General features: G+C 33.1%; 21 protein-coding genes. 12 read left to right on the forward strand and 9 right to left on the reverse strand.

The genetic code is table 11. The features are described from left to right. Positions 1-267: 267 nt before the first annotated feature. Together apaG and C8N41_RS06200 are read right to left on the reverse strand one after the other, a co-directional pair. Entirely contained in the window at positions 268-654 is a 387-nt protein-coding gene (gene apaG, locus C8N41_RS06195) for a Co2+/Mg2+ efflux protein ApaG (RefSeq protein WP_092444721.1), read from the reverse strand. Between the two features lie 158 nt (positions 655-812). Next, positions 813-2,066, reverse strand: a complete 1,254-nt coding sequence (locus C8N41_RS06200; RefSeq protein ID WP_115838595.1) for a type IX secretion system plug protein — start codon at positions 2,064-2,066, stop codon at positions 813-815. 165 nt (positions 2,067-2,231) lie between these two features. Here C8N41_RS06200 and C8N41_RS06205 point away from each other — a divergent pair, with 165 nt between their 5' ends. From C8N41_RS06205 to nqrF, 6 genes are all read left to right on the forward strand, one after another. Continuing rightward, positions 2,232-3,584 (forward strand): Na(+)-translocating NADH-quinone reductase subunit A, encoded by a 1,353-nt coding sequence (locus C8N41_RS06205; protein ID WP_115838596.1) that lies wholly within the window; start codon positions 2,232-2,234, stop codon positions 3,582-3,584. A gap of 10 nt (positions 3,585-3,594) precedes the next feature. Continuing rightward, the gene (locus tag C8N41_RS06210) at positions 3,595-4,821 is read left to right on the forward strand and encodes an NADH:ubiquinone reductase (Na(+)-transporting) subunit B (protein ID WP_092444715.1); all 1,227 of its coding nucleotides are present in this window, start codon (positions 3,595-3,597) and stop codon (positions 4,819-4,821) included. A 3-nt stretch (positions 4,822-4,824) separates the two neighbouring features. Next, positions 4,825-5,574 carry a Na(+)-translocating NADH-quinone reductase subunit C gene (locus tag C8N41_RS06215; RefSeq protein ID WP_115838597.1) on the forward strand — a complete coding sequence of 250 codons (750 nt, stop codon included), beginning with the start codon at positions 4,825-4,827 and terminating at the stop codon, positions 5,572-5,574. 6 nt (positions 5,575-5,580) lie between these two features. Continuing rightward, complete coding sequence (locus C8N41_RS06220) at positions 5,581-6,225, forward strand: NADH:ubiquinone reductase (Na(+)-transporting) subunit D (protein ID WP_092444712.1); 645 nt, start codon at positions 5,581-5,583, stop codon at positions 6,223-6,225. A 75-nt stretch (positions 6,226-6,300) separates the two neighbouring features. Further along, positions 6,301-7,044: an NADH:ubiquinone reductase (Na(+)-transporting) subunit E gene (nqrE, locus tag C8N41_RS06225; RefSeq protein WP_092444710.1), complete on the forward strand. Its 744-nt coding sequence runs from the start codon at positions 6,301-6,303 to the stop codon at positions 7,042-7,044. 8 nt (positions 7,045-7,052) lie between these two features. Beyond that, on the forward strand, positions 7,053-8,360 hold the full coding sequence (nqrF, locus tag C8N41_RS06230) for an NADH:ubiquinone reductase (Na(+)-transporting) subunit F (protein ID WP_092447723.1): 1,308 nt from the start codon (positions 7,053-7,055) through the stop codon (positions 8,358-8,360). Positions 8,361-8,431: 71 nt separating this feature from the next. On the opposite strand, the gene C8N41_RS06235 is transcribed toward nqrF, so the two are convergent. The 3 genes from C8N41_RS06235 to C8N41_RS06245 all read right to left on the reverse strand — a co-directional run bounded on the left by C8N41_RS06235 (position 8,432) and on the right by C8N41_RS06245 (position 10,816). Then, entirely contained in the window at positions 8,432-8,845 is a 414-nt protein-coding gene (locus C8N41_RS06235) for a response regulator (protein WP_092444708.1), read from the reverse strand. Further along, a complete protein-coding gene (locus C8N41_RS06240) occupies positions 8,832-10,355 on the reverse strand; it encodes a PAS domain-containing sensor histidine kinase (RefSeq protein ID WP_115838598.1) in 1,524 nt (507 codons plus the stop codon). The genes C8N41_RS06235 and C8N41_RS06240 overlap by 14 nt, the downstream gene beginning before the upstream one ends. A gap of 83 nt (positions 10,356-10,438) precedes the next feature. Continuing rightward, complete coding sequence (locus C8N41_RS06245; protein ID WP_115838599.1) at positions 10,439-10,816, reverse strand: cupin domain-containing protein; 378 nt, start codon at positions 10,814-10,816, stop codon at positions 10,439-10,441. Positions 10,817-11,075: 259 nt separating this feature from the next. Between C8N41_RS06245 and C8N41_RS06250 the strand changes: the two genes are divergently transcribed. The 6 genes from C8N41_RS06250 to C8N41_RS06275 all read left to right on the forward strand — a co-directional run bounded on the left by C8N41_RS06250 (position 11,076) and on the right by C8N41_RS06275 (position 19,432). Then, positions 11,076-11,942 carry a DUF4846 domain-containing protein gene (locus C8N41_RS06250; RefSeq protein ID WP_092444702.1) on the forward strand — a complete coding sequence of 289 codons (867 nt, stop codon included), beginning with the start codon at positions 11,076-11,078 and terminating at the stop codon, positions 11,940-11,942. A 20-nt stretch (positions 11,943-11,962) separates the two neighbouring features. Further along, on the forward strand, positions 11,963-12,340 hold the full coding sequence (locus C8N41_RS06255) for a Na(+)-translocating NADH-quinone reductase subunit F (RefSeq protein ID WP_092444699.1): 378 nt from the start codon (positions 11,963-11,965) through the stop codon (positions 12,338-12,340). Between the two features lie 41 nt (positions 12,341-12,381). After that, a complete protein-coding gene (locus C8N41_RS06260; protein WP_115838600.1) occupies positions 12,382-13,359 on the forward strand; it encodes an FAD:protein FMN transferase in 978 nt (325 codons plus the stop codon). A gap of 88 nt (positions 13,360-13,447) precedes the next feature. Continuing rightward, a complete protein-coding gene (locus tag C8N41_RS06265) occupies positions 13,448-16,384 on the forward strand; it encodes a sensor histidine kinase (RefSeq protein WP_115838601.1) in 2,937 nt (978 codons plus the stop codon). A gap of 10 nt (positions 16,385-16,394) precedes the next feature. Further along, on the forward strand, positions 16,395-17,147 hold the full coding sequence (locus tag C8N41_RS06270) for a LytR/AlgR family response regulator transcription factor (RefSeq protein WP_115838602.1): 753 nt from the start codon (positions 16,395-16,397) through the stop codon (positions 17,145-17,147). 104 nt (positions 17,148-17,251) lie between these two features. Then, the gene (locus C8N41_RS06275; protein WP_115838603.1) at positions 17,252-19,432 is read left to right on the forward strand and encodes a LamG-like jellyroll fold domain-containing protein; all 2,181 of its coding nucleotides are present in this window, start codon (positions 17,252-17,254) and stop codon (positions 19,430-19,432) included. A gap of 74 nt (positions 19,433-19,506) precedes the next feature. Here the strand turns inward: C8N41_RS06275 and C8N41_RS06280 are convergent, their stop codons facing one another. The 4 genes from C8N41_RS06280 to C8N41_RS06295 all read right to left on the reverse strand — a co-directional run bounded on the left by C8N41_RS06280 (position 19,507) and on the right by C8N41_RS06295 (position 21,973). Beyond that, complete coding sequence (locus tag C8N41_RS06280; protein ID WP_115838604.1) at positions 19,507-19,875, reverse strand: DUF423 domain-containing protein; 369 nt, start codon at positions 19,873-19,875, stop codon at positions 19,507-19,509. A gap of 13 nt (positions 19,876-19,888) precedes the next feature. Continuing rightward, the gene (locus C8N41_RS06285; protein ID WP_115838605.1) at positions 19,889-20,653 is read right to left on the reverse strand and encodes a class I SAM-dependent methyltransferase; all 765 of its coding nucleotides are present in this window, start codon (positions 20,651-20,653) and stop codon (positions 19,889-19,891) included. A 47-nt stretch (positions 20,654-20,700) separates the two neighbouring features. Continuing rightward, complete coding sequence (locus tag C8N41_RS06290) at positions 20,701-21,081, reverse strand: GxxExxY protein (protein ID WP_115838606.1); 381 nt, start codon at positions 21,079-21,081, stop codon at positions 20,701-20,703. A gap of 118 nt (positions 21,082-21,199) precedes the next feature. Then, positions 21,200-21,973, reverse strand: coding sequence for a DUF3050 domain-containing protein (locus tag C8N41_RS06295; protein ID WP_115838607.1), 774 nt, complete (start codon positions 21,971-21,973; stop codon positions 21,200-21,202). Positions 21,974-21,978: the final 5 nt, after the last annotated feature.

A 21,978-nucleotide genomic window follows, 5' to 3' on the forward strand; every position in this document is an offset into this window, starting at 1 on the left:
AATTTTTATAAGAGAATGCTTCTTTCAAACGTTATAGTTGTGTGAAGATTAGAAACTATAATATTGCTAATTGTACATAAAATAATCTTATTAAAGTCTTTGAAATCTTAAAATTAAACTACTACTTATTTATAAGTGGTATTGTAACTGTGCTGAGATTGTAATAAAGTGACTTAGGTGTAAGGCGTAAATCATCTTAATTGAATGAAGAAAGGAATTGATTTTAAAAGTTTAGATATATCATTGAAACTTCTAAAATCCAAACGATTAATTAAGAGCAAAAGGAGCGCTTAGTTTAAATGAAGGAATGTAAACTTTGAATTTATTTGTTTTAGATAAATTAACCATATTATAATGTCCACTCATGGCACCAAATGGAGATGTTAATAAGCAGCCAGAGTTATAAGTGTGCGATTCGCCTGGTTTTAGTACTGGTTTTTTTCCAATGACACCTTCGCCTTCAATAATTTCTTCGTTATTTAAAGCATCTAGAATGCGCCAATGTCTAGAATTTAATTGAACAGAATCCTTACTTTGGTTTTCAATAGTTACTTTATAACCAAAAGCGAAGTGCACTTTATAATTTTTATAAAATGTACCTTCAAAGTTGGTTTCTACAGTGATCTTTATGCCGCTTGTAACTTGTTGTACCATAAGTGATAGATTAATCTATGCTAAAATAACATAATTTTTGAATGAAGCATTATAATTCGGATGAGTGGTTCTAATTTTTAACAGTTCACCAATACGGTGTTGTTTTAAATTCGGAAAACATAAATTTTTTCTATTATATTGATTTTATAGTAATTACATTAGTTGGTGATGTTTACGGAATTAGCCTCTCCAAAACCGATTAGCCTATCGTACCGATGCCCTAAGTCCCTATAATATACTAAAACTTTATAGTTGTTTTCGGTTTCCCAAAAATTGCCGCTAATTGCGCCTTCGTCAATAACACCAGTATTTCTGTCTACAGCCACATGTTTGTAATTGTAAAACCCTTGCTTCATTAGCATAGTAAGTTCGTAACGATTACTTTCTGGATTATAGATCATTTGAGTTAAGGGTTCTATAGTGTAGTAATTAAAATTACCGTAAACATGAATGTCTTTTGTCTTTAACTCCTCATGCTGTAATGAAAAGTGAACCATTACATAATCCGCTTCAATATCTGGATTGTCTCTATCTAAAACCGTCACCAAAAAATTTCCGTTAATATCAGGATTGTATGTATAAGGTCTGTTTTTTCGACTAATATTGGTGTATAAATAATTGTGATATAAATCTTCTAATTCTATATATTGAACTCCAACATTCGCGGCTCTTACATCTTTATTTTCAAAGAACAGATATTCATTACCTCCCCAAAATGCAGATTCAGTGTCGTAGCGATAGATCAGTTCATTGCCTAACGTGTATTGTGGTTTTAAGTCGGTAATGGCCGTATTGAGGTTGTTATTTTGAATAATAACAGTCTTAATGGTTTCTAAAGGATTATTAAAATTCATCCCACTTGTTGTAATAACCAAGTCTACAGACTGTTTTTCTGCTATGAATTTAACGTCTCTAGAGCGTTTTACGCTTACGCCTACGCTGGCGACGTCTTCATACACCATAAATTTTCTACTAAACATGAGCTCATCGTAGTCGTCATAAATGGAAATCATATAATTTCCACTCTTTAGTAATCCACGAGTTTGAGTGTTCGGAATTTCCAAATTATAATGTGAATATATTTGATAGGTATTAAAGGAGTTTTCGTAATCTAAAATACGTTGATTGTCTAAGCCACTTAAATATTCAGATTTCACCAAATTCGAAGGTGTCCAGTCAAAATTAAAATGTTCAATGACGTAATAAAAGTCTTCCTCATTTGCCGTTAAAGCATCGAACTCTAGCATTAAAGACTCTCCTAACTTTAACACGGGTAGTTGACCTTCTGTGGTATTACTTTTAAATGTAATGGTTTTTATAAAATCTGGAGGATTAAGTTCTACAGCTACCTGAGAAAAAAGAAGTGTAGGAAATACAATACACAGTAAATTGTTTAAAAACGTTTTTTTCATTTTTTTTTTGAAATCTTAGCGTATAAATATAATCAAAATCCATGCCCTAAAACAGTCTTCTTATTTATAATGATTACAAATAAAAAAGTTGCTGTATTTTGGGCTTTAATTAATCATTAATTCGTAAATTTGCCCCGATTTTTAGATAACTAATCTTTAAAAGATATGTCAAAAGACATCAAAATTAAAAAGGGTTTAGATATAAAGTTGATTGGTGAAGCCGAGCAAACTGTTGAAAATGCTATTGTTAGTAATTTCTATACAATTAAACCTGAGGATTTCCACAGTATTATTCCAAAACTTGTAGCAAAACAAGGGACACGTGTTAAAGCAGGTGAAACCTTGTTTTTTAATAAGGACAATGAAGCCATGAAGTTTGTTTCACCAGTATCTGGTGAGGTTACTGAAGTGCAACGTGGTCCTAGACGTCGTATCGATGCTATTAAAATTACTGCGGACAAAGAACAAACTTACGTAGATCATGGAAAGTTTGATTTAAGTGCAGATGCTGAAAAAACAAAAGCACATCTGTTAGCTTCGGGCTGTTGGAGTTTTATAAAACAACGTCCTTACGATGTAATTGCAAAAGCCGATAGTACTCCAAAAGCAATCTTTATTTCTGGTTATGCGAGTGCGCCATTAGCCGCTGATTTAGATTTTACTTTAACTGGTAAAGAAGCTGAGTTACAAGCCGCAGTTACAGCTTTGTCTAAGTTTACTACAGGTGGAGTTCATATTTCTGTTGGAGCGAACTCAAATTCTCCTTTAGCAAATTTAGAAAACGCAACTACTTATAAGGTTTCTGGGCCTCATCCTTCTGGGAATGTGGGTACTTTAATTAATAAGGTTAATCCTGTTAATAAAGGTGAAACTGTATGGGCCGTAAATGCACAAGATTTAGTCATAATTGGGGAGTTACTTTTAACAGGTAAATTTAACCCAGAACGTATTGTTGCCTTAGCAGGATCTTCGGTTAAAAAACCGAGATATTTTAGAACTAAGTTAGGTTCTGAAATCTCAACTATGATCTATGATAACGGTGTGGAACGAGATAGTAATGATCGTTTTATTTCAGGTAATGTCTTATCAGGAAAACGTGTCCAGCCAGATGGTTACTTAGATTATTATAGTAATGTGATTTCGGTCATTCCTGAAGGTAACGATTATGAATTGTTTGGATGGAATAAACCAGTTTTTGATAAAGTCTCTAATACAAGAGCTTTAACTTTTTCTTGGTTAACACCAAATAAAAAATACGATCTAAGCACTAATATGAATGGTGAGCACAGAAACTTTGTGCTTACAGGTAATTATGAGCAAGTTTTTCCATTAGATATTTATCCGATGCAAATCTTAAAAGCATGTTTGTATAAAGATTTAGATGAAATGGAGGCTTTAGGTATGTACGAAGTAGCACCTGAAGATTTTGCTTTAACAGAATTTGTTTGTGTGTCTAAGCAGCCACATCAGCAAATTATTAGAGCAGGCTTGGATTTAATGTTAGAAGAAATCGGTTAAAAAATAGATAATGGGTTTAAAACAAAACTTACATAATTTAAGAGAAAAATATAAGGGGACTAAGATGGCACCAGCCTTCAACGCCATACATACTTTTCTTTATACGCCTAATGATACTGCACATGGTGGTACACATATTAAGGCAGCGGATGATTTAAAACGTACAATGAACACGGTTATTATGGCCTTAATTCCGTGTTTAATCTTCGGTATGTTTAATGCAGGTTATCAGCATTATTTAGCAGCAGGAGAAATAGAAGCTGTATCAAGTGGTTTTTTTAGCAGTGAATTCTGGTCTTTACAGAATTTCTCTCTTGGTTTTTGGAAAATCTTACCAATCCTAATCGTTTCTTATGGTGTAGGTCTTGGTGTAGAATTCCTTTTTGCTGTCATTAAAGGACACGAAGTAGAAGAAGGTTACTTGGTAACAGGGATGTTAGTGCCATTAATTGTGCCAATTGATATTCCTTTATGGATGTTAGTTGTTGCGGTAATTTTTGGTGTGGTTATCGGTAAAGAGGTCTTTGGAGGTACAGGGATGAATATTTTAAATCCTGCCTTAACCATAAGAGCATTCTTATTCTTTGCATATCCTACTTGGATGAGTGGTGATAAAGTTTGGGTTGAAGGTGCTGTAGAAAGAACTAGAGAAATTGCTAATGGTTCAACTGCCGATGCTATTTCGGGAGAAACAATATTAGGTAGTTTAGCACAATCTCATGGAGTTGATTATTCTGTTATGGATATGTTCTTTGGGTTTATTCCTGGGTCTATCGGAGAAACCTCTACACTTCTAATTTTATTAGGTGGATTATTTCTGATTTTTACAAAGATCGGAAGCTGGAGAATCATGTTAAGTGCGGTATTAGGAGCTTTAGTTATGGGTTATATATTTAACTTGGTTGTAGCTGCCGGATGGATTACTGATACGAGTAAGTTTTACGGATTAATGAATACTGAGTTCTGGCACCATTTACTAATTGGTGGTATGGCATTTGGTATTGTATACATGGCAACAGATCCTGTTACGGCATCGCAAACCAATAAAGGAAAATGGATTTATGGTTTCTTAATAGGATTTATTTCCATTATGATTCGTGTATTTAATCCAGCCTATCCAGAAGGTGTGATGTTAGCAATATTGTTAATGAATGTATTTGCCCCAACAATAGATCATTATGTAGTTCAGGGCAATGTGAAAAGAAGATTAAAAAGAGCAAAATTAAAAACAGCTTAAATTATGGCAATCGATACAGAAAAAAATAGTTATACCGTTATTTTTGCCATTGTTATGGTGTTAGTAGTGGGTTCTATACTTGCAGGACTTGCTTCAGGATTGAAACCTTTAGTAGATGCAAATAAACGTTTTGAAAAGCAGCAGAACATATTGTACGCGATGGGTATTAATGCTAATGAAGGTACAAGTGATGTTGCATTTATTTCTACAGATAAAGTAGAAGAAGAGTTTAAAAACGCTATCACTAAACAATATGTTATTCAAGGTGCAGACGTTACAGAATATCCTGAGGCGTATTTAATTGATATCAAAAAAGAAGAAGCTAAGGCTAAAGATCCTGATTATACAAGAAAACTACCATTGTTTGAAGGCGAAAAAGATGGCGAAACGATTTATGTTATTCCTATTAGAGGAAAAGGATTATGGGATGCGATCTGGGGATTTGTTGCTGTCGATAAGTCTATGACGATAGAAGGTGTTTTCTTTGACCATGCAGGTGAAACTCCTGGATTGGGAGCAGAGATTAAGCAACGTTATTTTATGGACGATTTTGAAGGCGAGCATTTATTAAATGGAGCAGGTGTTTTTAAAGGCATCAATGTTGCTAAGGGAAATGCAGATCCTAAAAACGAGAGAAAAAATGACAATGCTGTAGATGCAATTGCCGGTGCCACTATTACTGGTGATGGTGTTACTGCAATGATTATGAAAGATTTAAAAATGTACGTGCCTTATTTCAAGACATTAAAATAAAAATGTATGGGACTTTTATCAAAAAAAGATAGTAAACTAATATTAGATCCTTTAGCGGATAACAACCCTATAACCATTCAGGTATTAGGAATCTGTTCTGCTTTAGCAATTACAGCACAGTTAAAGCCTTCTATAGTAATGGCCATCTCTGTGGTTTTTGTACTTAGTGTAGGTAATGTCGTTATCTCTTTAATGAGAAACATTATCCCTTCTAAAATTAGAATTATTGTTCAATTAATAGTTGTAGCAACTTTAGTAATTATTGTAGACCAAGTGCTAAAAGCATTTGCGTATAGTTTAAGTAAAGAACTGTCCGTATTTATCGGTTTAATTATTACCAATTGTATTATCATGGGACGTTTTGAAGCGTTTGCGTTGGGAAATGGTCCTTGGAAATCATTTTTAGATGGTATAGGAAATGCTGCTGGTTACGGTTTAATACTTATAATTGTTGGTTTTTTTAGAGAACTTTTAGGTTCAGGAACTTTATTTGGATTTAAAGTATTAGGTGACTCTGTAGAAAAAACAGGATTATATGCCATTGGATATGAGAACAACGGATTTATGGTTTTACCTCCTATGGCATTAATAGTAGTTGGTTTGATCATTTGGGTACAACGTAGTAGAAATAAAGAATTAATAGAAGACTAAATTAGTTTGTAAGTACAAGTTGTTTGTCGATAGCAATATCCAACAACTAAAGACTAACAACTAAAAACATAATATATGGAACATATAGAATTATTTTTCAAATCGATCTTTGTAGACAACATGGTTTTTGCATACTTCTTAGGTATGTGTTCTTACTTAGCAGTGTCTAAAAAAGTATCAACAGCAGTTGGTTTAGGAGCTGCGGTAATTTTTGTATTAGCAATTACAGTGCCTTTAAACTGGTTATTAGATCAGTATCTTTTACAAGAAGGAGCTTTAACATGGTTAGGACCAGAATATGCGGATTACGATTTAGGTTTTTTATCTTTTATCATGTTTATTGCAACGATTGCAACCATGGTACAGTTAGTTGAAATCATTGTAGAAAAGTTTTCACCTTCATTATATAATTCTTTAGGTATCTTTTTACCGTTAATCGCGGTTAATTGTGCAATTTTAGGTGGTTCTTTATTTATGCAATCGCGTGAAATTGAAACCTTAGGATTAGCGCTGAACTATGGAATTGGTTCTGGAATTGGTTGGTTTTTAGCTATTGTTGCTATTGCTGCAATTAGAGAGAAAATTAGATATAGCAATGTACCTGCACCATTAAGAGGGTTAGGGATTACATTTATTATTACAGGCCTAATGGCTATTGGTTTTATGAGCTTTGGTGGTATGTTAACTGGAGGTGAAGAAGAAGCAACAGAAGAAACAAGTAAAGATACTGTTGGAATGTTAACAACGACTTCAACAGATGTAAAAAATGAGACTTCTAGTCTTGTTATAGAAACAACTAACGATACGGATAAAAATTAATAATGAATATGGTATTAGCAGCAAGCACTTTAGGAACGGTTATTACTACCGTTATAGCCTTTTTAGTAGTTACTTTATTATTGGTATCGCTTTTACTTGTAGTGAAACAAAAATTGTCCCCTTCAGGACCTGTAAAAATCACTATTAATGGTGAACGTGAAATTGAAGTAGGATCAGGTGATACATTATTAAGTACACTTGGATCTCAAAAGATATTTTTACCATCTGCATGCGGTGGTGGTGGTACTTGTATTCAATGCGAGTGTCATGTATTATCTGGTGGTGGTGAAGCTTTACCAACAGAAACACCTCACTTTTCTAGAAAAGAATTAGCACATGGTGCACGATTATCTTGCCAAGTGAAAGTGAAACAAGATATGGAAATTACAATTCCAGAAGAAGTATTTGGAATTAAGAAATGGGAAGCGACCGTTGTACGTAACTATAACGTGGCCTCATTTATTAAGGAGTTTGTTGTTGAAATTCCTGAAGACATGGGTTATAAAGCTGGTGGTTACATTCAGATTGAAATTCCTAGTTGTGAGGTTAAATTCTCTGATATGGATATTACAGCACATCCAGAGGAACACGAAACACCAGACAAATTTCAAGCAGAATGGGATAAATTTAATTTATGGCCATTAGTAATGAAAAATGACGAAACTGTAGAACGAGCTTATTCTATGGCTTCTTATCCTGCAGAAGGACGTGAGATTATGCTTAACGTTCGTATTGCAACTCCGCCATGGGATCGTGCTAAAAACGGTTGGATGGATGTTAATCCAGGTGTAGCATCGTCTTATATTTTTAATCAAAAACCAGGTGATAAAGTGGTGATTTCTGGACCTTATGGTGAATTCTTTATCAATGAATCAGATAGCGAAATGCTTTACGTTGGTGGTGGAGCAGGTATGGCACCAATGCGTTCTCACTTATATCACTTATTTAAAACTTTAAAAACAGGTCGTAAAGTTACTTATTGGTATGGTGGACGTTCTAAGCGCGAATTATTCTATTTAGAACACTTCCGTGAGTTAGAAAGAGATTTTCCTAACTTTAAATTTTACTTAGCATTATCTGAACCTATGGAAGAAGATAATTGGAAAGTAAAAGAAAACATAGATGCACCAGGAGATGGATTTGTAGGCTTTATTCACAATTGTGTTATTGATAACTATTTAAGTCATCACGAGTCTCCAGAAGACATAGAATTATATTTCTGTGGACCTCCATTGATGAATCAGGCTGTTCAGAAAATGGGTGAAGATTTTGGTATCCCAGATGAGCATATTAGATTTGATGACTTTGGAGGGTAATCTAAAGAATCTATATAAAAAAAACCAACTCAATTGAGTTGGTTTTTTTGTTTAAACTTTAATTTTAAATGCTATAGTGCTGAATCTTTTTCTTCTCTTGTACTCAAAATATCCTTTAAAGTGTCAATAGAAATAGGCTTAATAATGTAATTAGAAACAGACTTATACCGTTTTGCTCTGTCTAAGTCAACAGGATCAATAGATGAGCTTACGATGTAGATAGTAACTAATTTATGTGATTCTATCTTAACAAATTCATCTAGAAATTCCCACCCATCCATAATGGGCATATTGATATCTAATAAAATCATATCTGGTACTTGTTCACCAGTATTCATTATAGGTTTTAAATTGTTAATGGCTTCTTGCCCATTTTTAAAGATCATGAATGAATTACAAAAATCAGATAATTCCATCATTCTTTTTGCACCGAAAATAAATATCGGATCATCATCGATGATACATGCAACGTCAATTTTGTTCATATGTTTTTAAATGTATATAAAAGGTTGTTCCTTCGTTAACTTTACTTTCAACTTCAATTTTTCCACCGATAGCTTCTACTTGATTTTTAGTAATAAAGAGTCCTAACCCACGAGAGTCGGCATGTTTATGAAATGTTTTGTACATGCCAAATAATTTTGCACCATATTTTTCTAAGTCAATACCCTGACCATAATCTCTTATTTCTAAGATTGCAAAGTTATCTTTAAGGCTAGCGTTTACTTCAATTTTAGCCGGTTCTGTTGGCTTTTTATACTTTATTGCATTGGTTAAAAAATTTAGTAATATACTATCTAAATAAGCAGGTACGGCTTTAATTATTATCTCTGGAGCAATATTAATAGAAATCGTAGTTTGAGAATCTAATAGAAGTGCAGAAATACTTGAATAGGCTTTATTAAAATTTTCTAATAAGTTTAAAGGTTCTGTCTTTAAGTCTTTTTGAATATTAATAGCAGCAACTTCATTTAAGTTTTCTACTGTTTCTCCCAAATGGGTTACAGCTTGATTCAATAAAGGAAAAATTTCATTGTCTGTGGTTTCTGGCAAATCCATTTTTACAATATCGAGTAACATATCGAGATTACCATAATGAGATCTAAGATTGTGAGAGACGATATGTGCAAAATTTAGCAAACGCTTATTTTGGTCTTCTGTGGTAGTTAATAATTGTGAAACTTTTTTACTGGTTTTTTTTACGTCAGTAACATCATTTATTTGCGCCACAAAATGCACAGGCTGCCCATTATTGTCTCTAACAATTGACATAGATAATTGGGCCCAAATGATTTCGTGCTGCTTGCTAATGTAGCGCTTTTCTGTTTCAAAGTGATCGATTTTACCACTCAACATACCAATCATGGCTTTATTATCTTTCCTTAAATCCTCAGGATGTGTGAGGTCTACAAAACTTAATTTTTTTATTTCGGCTTTGGTATATCCAAAAGTGTCGCAAAGACTTTGGTTGACATCAATCCAATTGCCATCCAGGTCTACTATGGCCATGCCGACTAATGCTGTTTCAAAAGTTTTTCTGAGTTGCTCTTCTTTATAGGCAAGCTGTTTAGCATTCTTCGTTTTTTTATCAATGTCTTGAAATAGCCCTTGTACCAAAATACATTGGTCATCTTTAACAATGGGAATTCCAATTGCTCTTACCCATATATCTTTTCCTGTATATGTCGTTATTTGTACTTCTACATCAAAGTCTTCTTTAAGTTCTATACAATTAGAAAATAATTGAGATATAGTATCTCGGCAATGGCCTTCTTTGTAAAAGGACAGGCCAGCTTCCACATCAGGTTTGTAATCTAAGGGAACTTCGTGAATTTTTTTTGTTTGACTGCTCCAGTTTAATGTAGAGGATGTAGGATCATACTCCCAGGTACCGATAGTGACACGTTCCTGGATGAATTCTAATAAATCAATTCTACTTTTGTTCTGCGTATTAGGGATAGACAAAATAGATAGTATATAGGGGTTAAGTGACAAATATAAATTTAATTCTGTAGGTTTTATGTGTTAAAACCATGATTTCTCAACATTATACCCATAGTTACATCAGCTTATTATAGCTATTTGTACTCCATAATTAAGTATATAGACGTGGTCTCACCTATATTTAAAACTTCGTGCGAAGTGATAGAATCTTTACTAAACGTATACCCTGTCGGAACGTTTACTTCTCGTGTTCCTGAGTGATCTGTAATTCTAAATTTACCACCAGCTAAGGTATATCCAACATGTGGATTGTGGTAATGTTTCTCGTGTCCAACGCCAGGTTCAAAAGTGCATTTAAGCACTCTTAGTTCTTTATTCTCTTCTAAAACCTCGCAAACTGCATGGCCTTTCCAACCGGCTTGTAATGGGTCTGGTAATGGTGATTGATTTTTACAACTCATAATTACCGTGGCAAAAACTAAAATAATGGTTAATGATGTTTCGATTTTCATACATTCTATTTCAAAGCAATATACTTATATTAAGTCAAAAAGAATTATATCAACGAATTCAATAAAATGGCTTCCACAAACTTAAGATTTGACAGATGATCAAAAATTTATTTAAATAAAACAAGAAATAATATAACTCAAATATTAAGAGAATTAATACAAGATAATTTGTAATTTGGTTATAGGTTTTTCTTTGAGTAAGAAATTGAAATTCAGTATTGTGTATACGAAAACTAATAAATTCTGCGTTAGTTGGAGTATGAAGAAAATTATACTCGTCCTTTTAATCTTAACATCACTTGCCGTTTTAGCGTTTCAGTTTAGACCAGTAAAAAAAGTGGTTAGTATCGTTAAATCAAGTATTGAAACACCAAGTCTTATTAATAAAGATAGTTTAACGATTGCATCTAGGGTTAATATTCCTGAAGGTTATAAACGTGTCAATTATGCCAAAGGAAGTTTTGAAGCGTATCTCAGGAATTACAAATTAAAAGCCTATGGAAGTAAAATCATTAATTACGATGACACCAACTATTTCTGGCAAGGAGGTCATATTGGAGTTTTAGAAGTCCCTGTACCTAAAAATGGATTACAACAATGTGCAGATGCACTAATAAGAATACGAAGTGAATACCTGTGGGACAACAATAGAAAAAACGAAATAGGTTTCAATTTTACGTCTGGGCATTATTGTTCTTGGACCAAATATGCTGAAGGGTATAGACCAAAAATTAACGGGAATAAAGTCACGTTTTATAAAACGGCAAGGGCCAATACTTCAAAAGACAACTTCTATAAATATTTGAATTTAATTTATATGTACTCTGGGACATTATCGTTGTACAATGAGTTAGAAACCGTTAAAGCGAAAGATTTAAAAATTGGCGATATGCTTATTAAAGGAGGTTCACCGGGCCATATCGTTATGATTGCAGATGAAGTTATAAATGAGAATGGTGAAAAGTTATTTTTATTGTTTCAAGGTAATACTCCAGCCCAAAGTGTACATTTGGTTAAAAATCTACAAGCGCCTTCGATTTCTCCGTGGTACAAGTTGGAAGACGACGTGATGATTCAGGTGTCAAATTATACATTTGTGAGCTCAAAATATGTGCGTTTTAAATAGCAAGTTTGTATTTTTGTATCATGAGCAAACCATTAACACCGCAAGAAATTCATAATCTCGCCATGAACCATGTAGGCAAGGACCTAGAAGCTCGTGGTTTTGAATTCATAGCAATTAATAGCAAGTTAAAACGCCATCCACAATTTGTGTGTATTGATAAAAATAGTCAGTATTATTTTGTGGTCGTCCGTGCTGTAATTTTGCCAGATAATCCTAATAATTATGATGTGGTTTGGATGGAAACCTTTAAAAAACACGCTTTTGAAAAAGATGCAAAGGTTTTATATGCAGGAGTTGGTCTAGGTAATCCAAACGGTGAAGATTTACCCATTTATCTTAACGAAGAGTATCTCATAGAATACAACGGCATTCAAGTTATAGAAATGAATTTGAATTGATACATCTATTTAGCTAACTACATTTTTTGAACTTCTTTTATATGAGAAATATACTTTACTTGTGTCTTACTGTGCTACTTTTTTCGTGTACTCTAGAGCCTAAGAACATTAAAATTAGTGGTCCTGTTTTCGGTACAGGCTACAATATTCAATACTTCACGTCAAACGATGTGAATTATAAACCTCAATTTGATAGTATTTTTAATGCTATCAATCAATCGATGTCTACTTACATTCCAGATTCTAAAATATCTAGATTAAACAAAGGTGAAGCTATCGTGGTAGATGAACATTTTAAACGCGTTTTTCAGAAGGCAAAAGAAATTTATAGAGCTACAGAAGGAGCATTTGACCCTACCATAGGATCGGTTGTGAATGCATGGGACTTTGGGCCAGAAGGTAAGATAGTGAATATTGATAGCACAACCATAGATAGTTTAATGCGCTCTGTTGGGTATAACCGTATGGGATTGAGAGCGGATAAGGTGGTTAAAAGCTCAAAATCGTTTTTAGACTTTAATGCCATTGCAAAAGGGTATGGTGTAGATGTTATTGGCGAATTTTTAGAAAGCAGAAATATTAAAGATTATTTAGTTGAAATCGGAGGTGAAATTCGTGTTCGTGGGCTTAATCTAGATAAAAAATCACCATGGAAAGTGGGCATCGATGATCCTAATTTTGAAGGCGAACAGTCCTACTCTAAAGTCATTCCGTTACAAGGTGAAGCGATGGCTACTTCTGGAACTTACCGCAAATTTAAAGTCGATGAAAACGGAAATCGCTATGCACACATTATTGATACCAAAACAGGCTATCCTTCAAAAACAAATATCCTTAGTGTATCTGTATTGGCAGAAGATTGTATGACGGCAGATGCATATGCTACAGCTTTTCAAGCTATGGGCATTGAAAAAGTAACTGAGTTTTTATACAAACATTCAGAATTAAAAGCGTTTATTATTTTTGAGAATGATGACAACGAGTTTGAAACTTTGACGTTAAATAACTTTCCTGACTAGAAAAAACGACATTCAGCAGTTAAAAACCCACTTTTAAAAGCTAATAGGCTTTCAGTTTGTAATTTGTTGTAGTTTTAGCTACAATATTATGATGCTGAAGAAAATTCTCTTTTTTATATTATTTCAATTGTGCTTGTGTTATTCGCAAGCACAAGAGCCTGTATCTGTACACCTCACTGAAAAAGATGGCTTGCCCGACAAAGAATTCTATAATATTATTGAAGATCGTAAAGGATTTATTTGGTTAGCTGCAGATAAAGGGCTTTTTAGATATGATGGAAAAGTCTTTAAAAACTACAGCAACCAAGAAAAAAGAGGCTTATCTGTTTTTGAGCCTGTAGAAGACCAATTAGGGCGTATTTGGTGTAGCAATATTTCCGGACAATTCTTTTATGTAGAGGATGATCAGCTTATGACGTTTATAGATCTCGGAAAAGAACTTAATGGAGAGCTTTCAGATTTTGTAGTCACAACAGAGCACCTTATTGTTTTTACCAAATACAGGATTTATTATGTCGATTTATTAAGTAAGAAAGTCACCACACCATATGAGACTACCCTTGCTTTTGGAGCACCTTTTGAGTATAATAATGACATTTTTTTTGGGTCGTTCGTTAACCTATGTAAACTAAGCAATGGTTATAAAAAAGAAAACCTTTTTGAGTTCGAATTACCAAAACCTAAAAAGAACGGCGAATATAATGTCAATCAAAAATCAAAGCTCTTTAAGTTAGGATCTATGTTATTCTTTATAAGGGAACACAACGAAAAAAATCGTTTTTTTAAGCTCGATTTAGATAAGACTCAATATGCTGAAATCCATGATTTTGAACTGCTTGCCAATCAGCGACATCTCTCGTATTTTGAAAATAATGGACAGTTATGGGTTGCTACACAAAATGGTGTTTTAGTGTATTCGTATGAAAATGAGGTATTCAAATTAGAAAAGCAGTTTTTACAGCGGTATCATGTTACCAAAATAATAAAAGATAAAGATGATAACTTCTGGTTTACAACACTTAATAATGGTGTGTTTGTAATACCTAATATTCATATAGAGCAATTAAATATATCGGAAGGAAATAGAAATATAAGTAATTTAGAAAAGATAGATAATAACACTTTGTTTTTTGGCACTAATAATGGAGATGTTGGTTTTTATGATGTCATAAATCATACAGAAGATATTATAGATTTGCCATCAACAGCGCGAGTTTCAGCCATAAAACACCATTCAAAAGAACAGTTAACTTTTATAAGTAAAGATGATGATGGCTTTTTATTAGATAACAAAACAAAACAAGTTAATGTTTTTAATAATTTTCATGGAGCAAAGAGTTTGTCTATTATAAATAATGAAAACCTATTGTTTGCAAACTATGCCGATGTGCGCTTATTAGATAGTAATAATTTCAATAAAAAAGGTCAGGATATTTCTTCAAATAAAAGGACATTTACCTCATTTTATGATTCAGAATACAAAAGCACTTATATTGGTTTTATAGACGATTTAGTAATTTACGACTGTGATTGGAAGCCTAAACATATCAGGAATAATGACCAGTCTATTTTTGCAATTTCACTTACCAAAACTAAAAATGGAATGGTTTGGGTCGCCACATTTAAAGATGGGATTTATGGTATAGCGCATGATAAAGTGGTGTCTCATTTTACAACCGAAAATGGTTTAGTCTCTAACCGTATTGAAAACATCAAGGCAGATGGCGATACATTATGGATAGCTACAGATAAAGGGATTCAATTGTTAGATGTAGAAACCAAAAAAATAAAAACCTTAACCAAGAGAGATGGTATCGTGTCGTATGATATTTCTGGTATAGAAATTTTAGATAATACGGTTGTTTTTTCTTCTAATTTAGGGTTGTTTAGAATTGACAAAGAGAAAGTATTTAAAACACCAATAGAGCATAACGTTTATTTTAGTCAGATAGAAATTAATGAAGAAGCCACAGAAGTAAGACCTAATTATGAACTTGATTACGATCAAAATACAATTAACATTGAATTTAATGTTAATGGGTTCCAATTTAATCAGAAGGGAACATATAGCTATCGCTTACTAGGATTAAATACCGATTGGGTGTCAGCAGAAACCGGAATTAATTCCGTTAAATATAATAGTTTACCTGCCGGAAACTACACCTTTCAAGTAAAACCTGTACTTGATTTTGAAAGTAGCGATACCACAATAAAAGAACTTAAATTTTCTATTGAAAGACCATTTTGGAAAACATGGTGGTTTTTTTCAGGCTTGTCATTTTTAGTATTAGGATCGACGGTTTTATACTACCGAAGAAAAATAAAACAAAAGGAACAACAACGGCAATTAGAAATAAAGCAACTGTCCTTAGACAATGAGTTGATTAATTTGAAATTAGAAAATTTACGGTCTCAAATGAATCCGCATTTCATATTTAATGCGCTTAATTCCATTCAAGAATATATTGTGTTGAATCAAAAAATATTAGCAAGTATATACTTGGGTAAATTTGCAGATCTAATTAGAACATACCTAAACCACAGCACCAAAGGACGTATTACGCTTCAAGAAGAAATTGATTGCCTTAACATGTATTTAGAATTAGAGAAATTACGTTTCGAAGATAAATTAGAGTATGCTATTCATAGTTCTGGGAGTTTAACTACTGGAGAAGTTTATATTCCAACAATGCTCATTCAGCCTTACGTAGAAAATGCACTAAAGCATGGTTTGTTACATCGTAAAACAGACCGTGTTTTGAAGATTGATTTTTTTATTAAAGACAAAACAAAAACAGTCAAATGCGTCATTGTAGATAATGGTGTTGGTAGAGATAAGGCAGAAGCGTTTAAAGCCCGAAAAAACAAAAAGCATAAATCCTTTGCAACAAAAGCCACTCAAGACCGATTGGCATTATTAAATTATGGTAAACAAAAGCAAGTCGGAGTCACTATAATAGATTTGTTTGAAGGTGACCAACCATCAGGAACACAAGTAGAAATTAATATTCCTTTTACAACCTAAACCTAGAATTATGAACGTAGTAATTATAGATGATGAGCCAAAGGCTAGAAAGTTACTAGAAATTTTAATAAGAGAAAACTGCTCTAAAATAACATCTATTTTTACGGCTGAAGATTTAATAAGTGGTGTAGACATTATTAAAAAAGAGCAACCAAAAATTGTGTTTTTAGATATTGAAATGCCAGAGCATTCGGGTTTAGAAATATTCGATTTTATTGATAGTGCAACTTCAAATTTTGAAATCATATTCACAACCGCATATAGCGAGTATGCCATTAAAGCCTTTGAACTTTCAGCTGTAGATTATTTATTAAAACCATTGCGAGCAGATAAATTAGTTGACGCTATTGAAAAAGCGATAGCTAATATTGGGAAATCTCATATTAATTTAAAGTTAGAAGAACTTCAGAAAAGTCTAAAATCTTCTAATTTCAAAAAAATAGGGCTTCCTGTTGCAGATGGTATAAAGTTTATCAATTTTGAAGATATTATTCTTTTAAAAGCCGATGGCATGTACACTAAAGTAAGTGTTTATAATGCTTCTGAATTATTAATAAGTAAGCCGCTTAAACATTTTGAAACCTTACTAGAGTCTATTCCTACGTTCTATAGACCACACCGTTCTTACCTCATTAATCTAAAGTATATTCAAGAATACTGCAAAAAAGATGGTGGTTATATTATTATGGACAATAATGAAAGCGTCTCTATATCAAAAGATAAGAAAGATGAGTTTTTAACCATTGTGCAGAATATAGGTTAGCGTTTTTTAGAAGTTGAAACGTACATTTCAGAAATTAACTGCTTTTTTTTAAAGCATCATAATAGATATTTGGTTCATTAACAACAATTAAAACCAAATTTATTATGACAACAAGATTACTTTTTATGCTACTTTTTATAAGTAGTTTATCCATTGCACAGGTACCAACAGACGCAGTAGCAAAATATACGTTTAATGGTGGAAGTTTAATTAATGTAGCAGATCCTGGAAATGGCGATTTATCTGGAACAGCACCGACGCTAAGACCAGATCGCTTTGGTGGAGCAGATAATGCTATTAGAGCAAATGCAGTTACTAGAAATGGGTATACGCTTACAGGTTATAATGATGAAATTAGTATTAGTTTTTGGATTGCAGGTTCTGCACCTACAGGAACGGCTCAAGAAATTTTTGATATTCGCGAATCAAACGGCTCAGGAGATGGAATTTCTATGACAACGACAACAAGTAATACACTAGTAGCAAACTTTATAAACGGAAACACATCGCATCAGTCTTCTCAATCCAACTTTTCATCTGTTTTTAATGGTGGATGGCATCATATCGTTTTTACCACAAAACGAGATGCTACAGGTATAGCTTTTGATAATAGTATTTATATTGATGGGACTTTGCATACAACACTTTCTAATGGGATAGATTCAAGTATTAATCAGCCTTTTTTAAATAATAATGCCACATTTAGAGTTTCATCAAATGATTATTATGGAAACATTGATGATATAGAAATCTTTAATAGAACATTAACGGCTACAGAGGTTCAAGATATTTATGCACATATACCTGAAGCGGATATATTTTATGTAGATGCAAGTGCAACAGGTTCTAATGATGGTACTTCTTGGGCAGATGCTTTTACAGATTTACATAGTGCTTTAGCGATTACAGATTTAAGTGACCAAGTTTGGGTAGCTAAAGGAACTTATAAGCCACACGCTTCTGATAGAAATGAAAGCTTTGTAGTAAACACCAATCTTTATGGTGGTTTTGCTGGTACAGAAGCTACTTTATCAGAAAGAGATATGAGCTTAATCCATACTGCAAATGAAACGATATTAAGCGGAGACTTGTTAGGAGATGATAGTGCAGCGGTAGATTTTAACGACCCTACAAGAGATGATAATAGTACGCACGTTGTAGAAATTATGACAAATAATTTAACGGTAGATGGTGTCACCATAAAAGATGGTAATGCAGATGCGACATCTGGTGATGATCGTTTTGGTGGTGGACTTTTTAAAGCAGTTACTGTTGCTAATTTTACTATAAAAAACAGTGTCATTAAAAATAATGTAGCATTTTCAGGAGCTGGTTTATCGCTAACAACTACAACCTCAGAGTCTAATATGATTGTAGATGCTTGTGTTATAGAAAATAATTTAGCTAATGCAGCTTCAGGTATCGACTATCATCGTTCTGGTTCTGTAGGAACAATGAATATTACGGTAACAAATACTTTGTTTAGATCTAATATCACAGATAATGATGCCGTAAAAAACAGAAATGGTGTTGGTGCAGCTGCCTTGCGTTTGAGGGCTTATTTTACTAGCGTTACGCTTAATGCAGATGTAGTAAATAATACATTTGTTAATAATATTAGTGCCGGTAGTGGTGGTGGAGATTATCCTGTAGTAGAAATATCAAGAAATAATGGAGAGTGGGGAACTATTACCGTTGCTAATAATATATTTTGGGCTAACACAGATAACACAGCTACACTAGCAAAAGCTATTGGTAGAACTGCTACAAATTCTACGAGATTTGGCAATACAAATGCTAGTAGAATTGTAAAGAATAACACAGATGAAGATGGACTATCGTTAATAACAGGTACTACAGCAACTGATACTACTGATCCTAATTTGGATGTAGATTTTAAATTAACCGCTGGTTCTACGTCTATTGATACTGGTGATAATAGTTTAATCCCAGCAGATATTACTACAGATTTATTATTTAATCAACGTATTTTTAATACAACAGTAGATCGTGGTGCTTATGAGTTCGATCCGTCTTTAGGAATTAATGATTTAATAGTTAGTGAAAACGACATCAAGTTATACCCTAATCCAACCACTTCAATTTTAAATATTGAAATGACTCAAAACTTAAAAGAAGTATTAATTTATTCTGTTTTAGGAGCTGAAGTTTTAAGAACTCAAAAAGAAATTATTGATGTTTCAGGATTATCAAACGGAATATTCTTAATTAAAATCGAAGACGAAAACGGAAACGTTTTAACTAAACGCTTTGTGAAGAAATAAACGTGCTATTAATCAATTGAAGAAAGTTGGACTAATTAATTTTAGTTCAACTTTTTTTTGAAGATATTTAGAGGCTATAACGCATTTACCAATACCAAGAGCCAACCTATAACCAATAGTAAGCCACCAATTGGAGTAATTGGTCCTAAAAACCGAAGTTTTTTACCTTTAGCATCCGATAAAATCAAACCGTAAATACTAAAAGAGAATAAAATAATGCCGATTGTGAAACACCAATAGGTTGCTGAGGTGATATCTTTGGCATTAAAACCTAAAGCTAATAATACAATGGCGTGATACAGTTGATATCTTACACCAACTTCAAAACTATGCAATTGCTCTGTAGTTAAAATTTTCTTTAAGGCATGAGCACCGAAAGCTCCAAAGATCACGGCTAGCATTCCGAATATAGCGCCTGTTGCAATTATAAGGTGTTGCGTCATTTTAGTAATGGTTTTATTTATAAACTACAGGAATAATTTCACCCTTAGCCAAACAGTATTTTTCAATATCTTTTTCTGAAAGTTGAGCCGTATAATCTACCTCTTCAACTTTAAAACCTATAGAACGAAGCTTATCGAAATAATCTCTACCATACACACGAACATGGTCATATTGGCCAAAAATCTTGGCACGTTCAGCTTTATCTGTAATCGAATCATCTTCAAAAGTCATCTCACGATTTAAATCTTGTGGAATCTGAAAAATACCATAACCACCAGGTTTCATCACACGAAATAATTCTAGCATGGCTTTAGTATCATCTGGGATGTGTTCTAATACATGATTACATAGAATAACATCATAACTATTATCTTCAAAAGGCAAATCACAAATATCTGCTTTCACATCCGCAATAGGTGATAATAAATCGGTCGTTGTATACGTTAAGTTCTTAAGGCTTCTAAAACGTTTTAAAAAACATTGTTCCGGCGCAAAATGTAGAACGCTTTTTTCTGCAGTAAAGAAATCCGTTTCATCTTTTAAGTATAACCACAACAAACGGTGACGTTCTAAGCTTAATGTGGAAGGCGATAATACATTATTTCTTTGCGTCCCGTAGCCATAAGGTAAAAACGTTTTAAAACTTTTACCGTCAATTGGGTCTATAAACGTATGTCCTTTTAAAAAGAAAGCTAAAACAGGCCGTGCCACGTAACTCAATCTTATCAGGAAAGGTCTTGGTATGGTGTTTAGAATGAATTTAAAAAGTTTTTTCATAGTGTTACTCAGAGATACACAAAGACACACAGAGTTTAGCGGAGTGCTTACTCGATAGTGTTTATGAATCGTTTTATTCCGTTTTTTAAAAGCTTTGTGTTAAAGTTGAGTAATAGTCCTATTGGGTAATCTCCTAATTTCATGTAAGTCAATATTTGAGCAGTATGAACATCTGTAAATTTCTCAACAGTTTTGAGTTCAATAACTATTTTGTTTTCTACTAATATATCAATTCTGTAACCGTGATTTAAAGAGATATCTTTATAAATAATAGGTCTTGAAACTTCTTTTTGAACAGAATATCCTAAGGCTTTTAATTCATGAAATAAGCATTCTTGATACGCGGATTCTAATAAACCAGGACCAAGTGTTTTGTGCACCTCAATAGCTGCTCCAATAATATTCTCATTGATTTTATCGTAAACCATATATTTTATTAAAACCTAAATCCCTCCGCGAATCTCTGTGGAAACTCTGTGTAACTCTGCGAAACAATTATCTAATCATAATAAATAAACATCGCTATTACATGGATTAAAATAACGATTAAACATTTACTTCACTTGTAATTAAATTATAAATGCCATCCCAAAGCGCAATTCTATGCATTAATGCATCTTTAGCAATATTTAAAGTTTCCTGCCACTTTTGTTCATCGCTACCACACAATTCCTCAATCATTTTTAAAGAAAGCGGACCGTGTTCATCACCATCGAGTTCAATATGACGCTTTAAATAGTACGTTAGTTTGCTATACGTATTATCACTCGTTTTAGACTGATTGATTATTTGAAAAAACATATCAGGAATGACATCTTCTCGTCCAAATGTAAATGCTGATGCAATTTTATGCGGTTCGTTGGTTGCAATAACTTTAAAAGTAAAGTCTACAAATTTGAGGGTTTCAGCATTCAATGTTACTTTTGCTGCAGCAATAGAAACCGAGTCACCATGTCTAATATAATCTACAAATTGTTCAATAGATAATGTGCTTGCTCCAACTTGGTGCATGGCATCCAAATACATTTCATAATGACTTTTAGGCTCGCCTAACTCATTAACATCACTTTCTTCTCCTAGTACAATTTCATTTATAAAGCGAGCTGTAGAAGGATTTTGAACAGGCGTCCAAGGCACCGATATATTTGTTAATTGAGTTTGAAGTGCTTTTAGTAAAGACATAAAATCCCAAACGGCAAATACGTGTTGTTCCATAAATGTTTTAATATCATCAATCGACGATAAAGCACTATATAATTTATGAGCATTAAGCTCCGCTCTTAAAGCAGTTAATTCGTTCTCTATGTGTGCAATGGTCATAGCTA

Source organism: Winogradskyella sediminis (assembly GCF_003387355.1).
Taxonomy (GTDB): Bacteria; Bacteroidota; Bacteroidia; order Flavobacteriales; family Flavobacteriaceae; genus Winogradskyella; species Winogradskyella sediminis.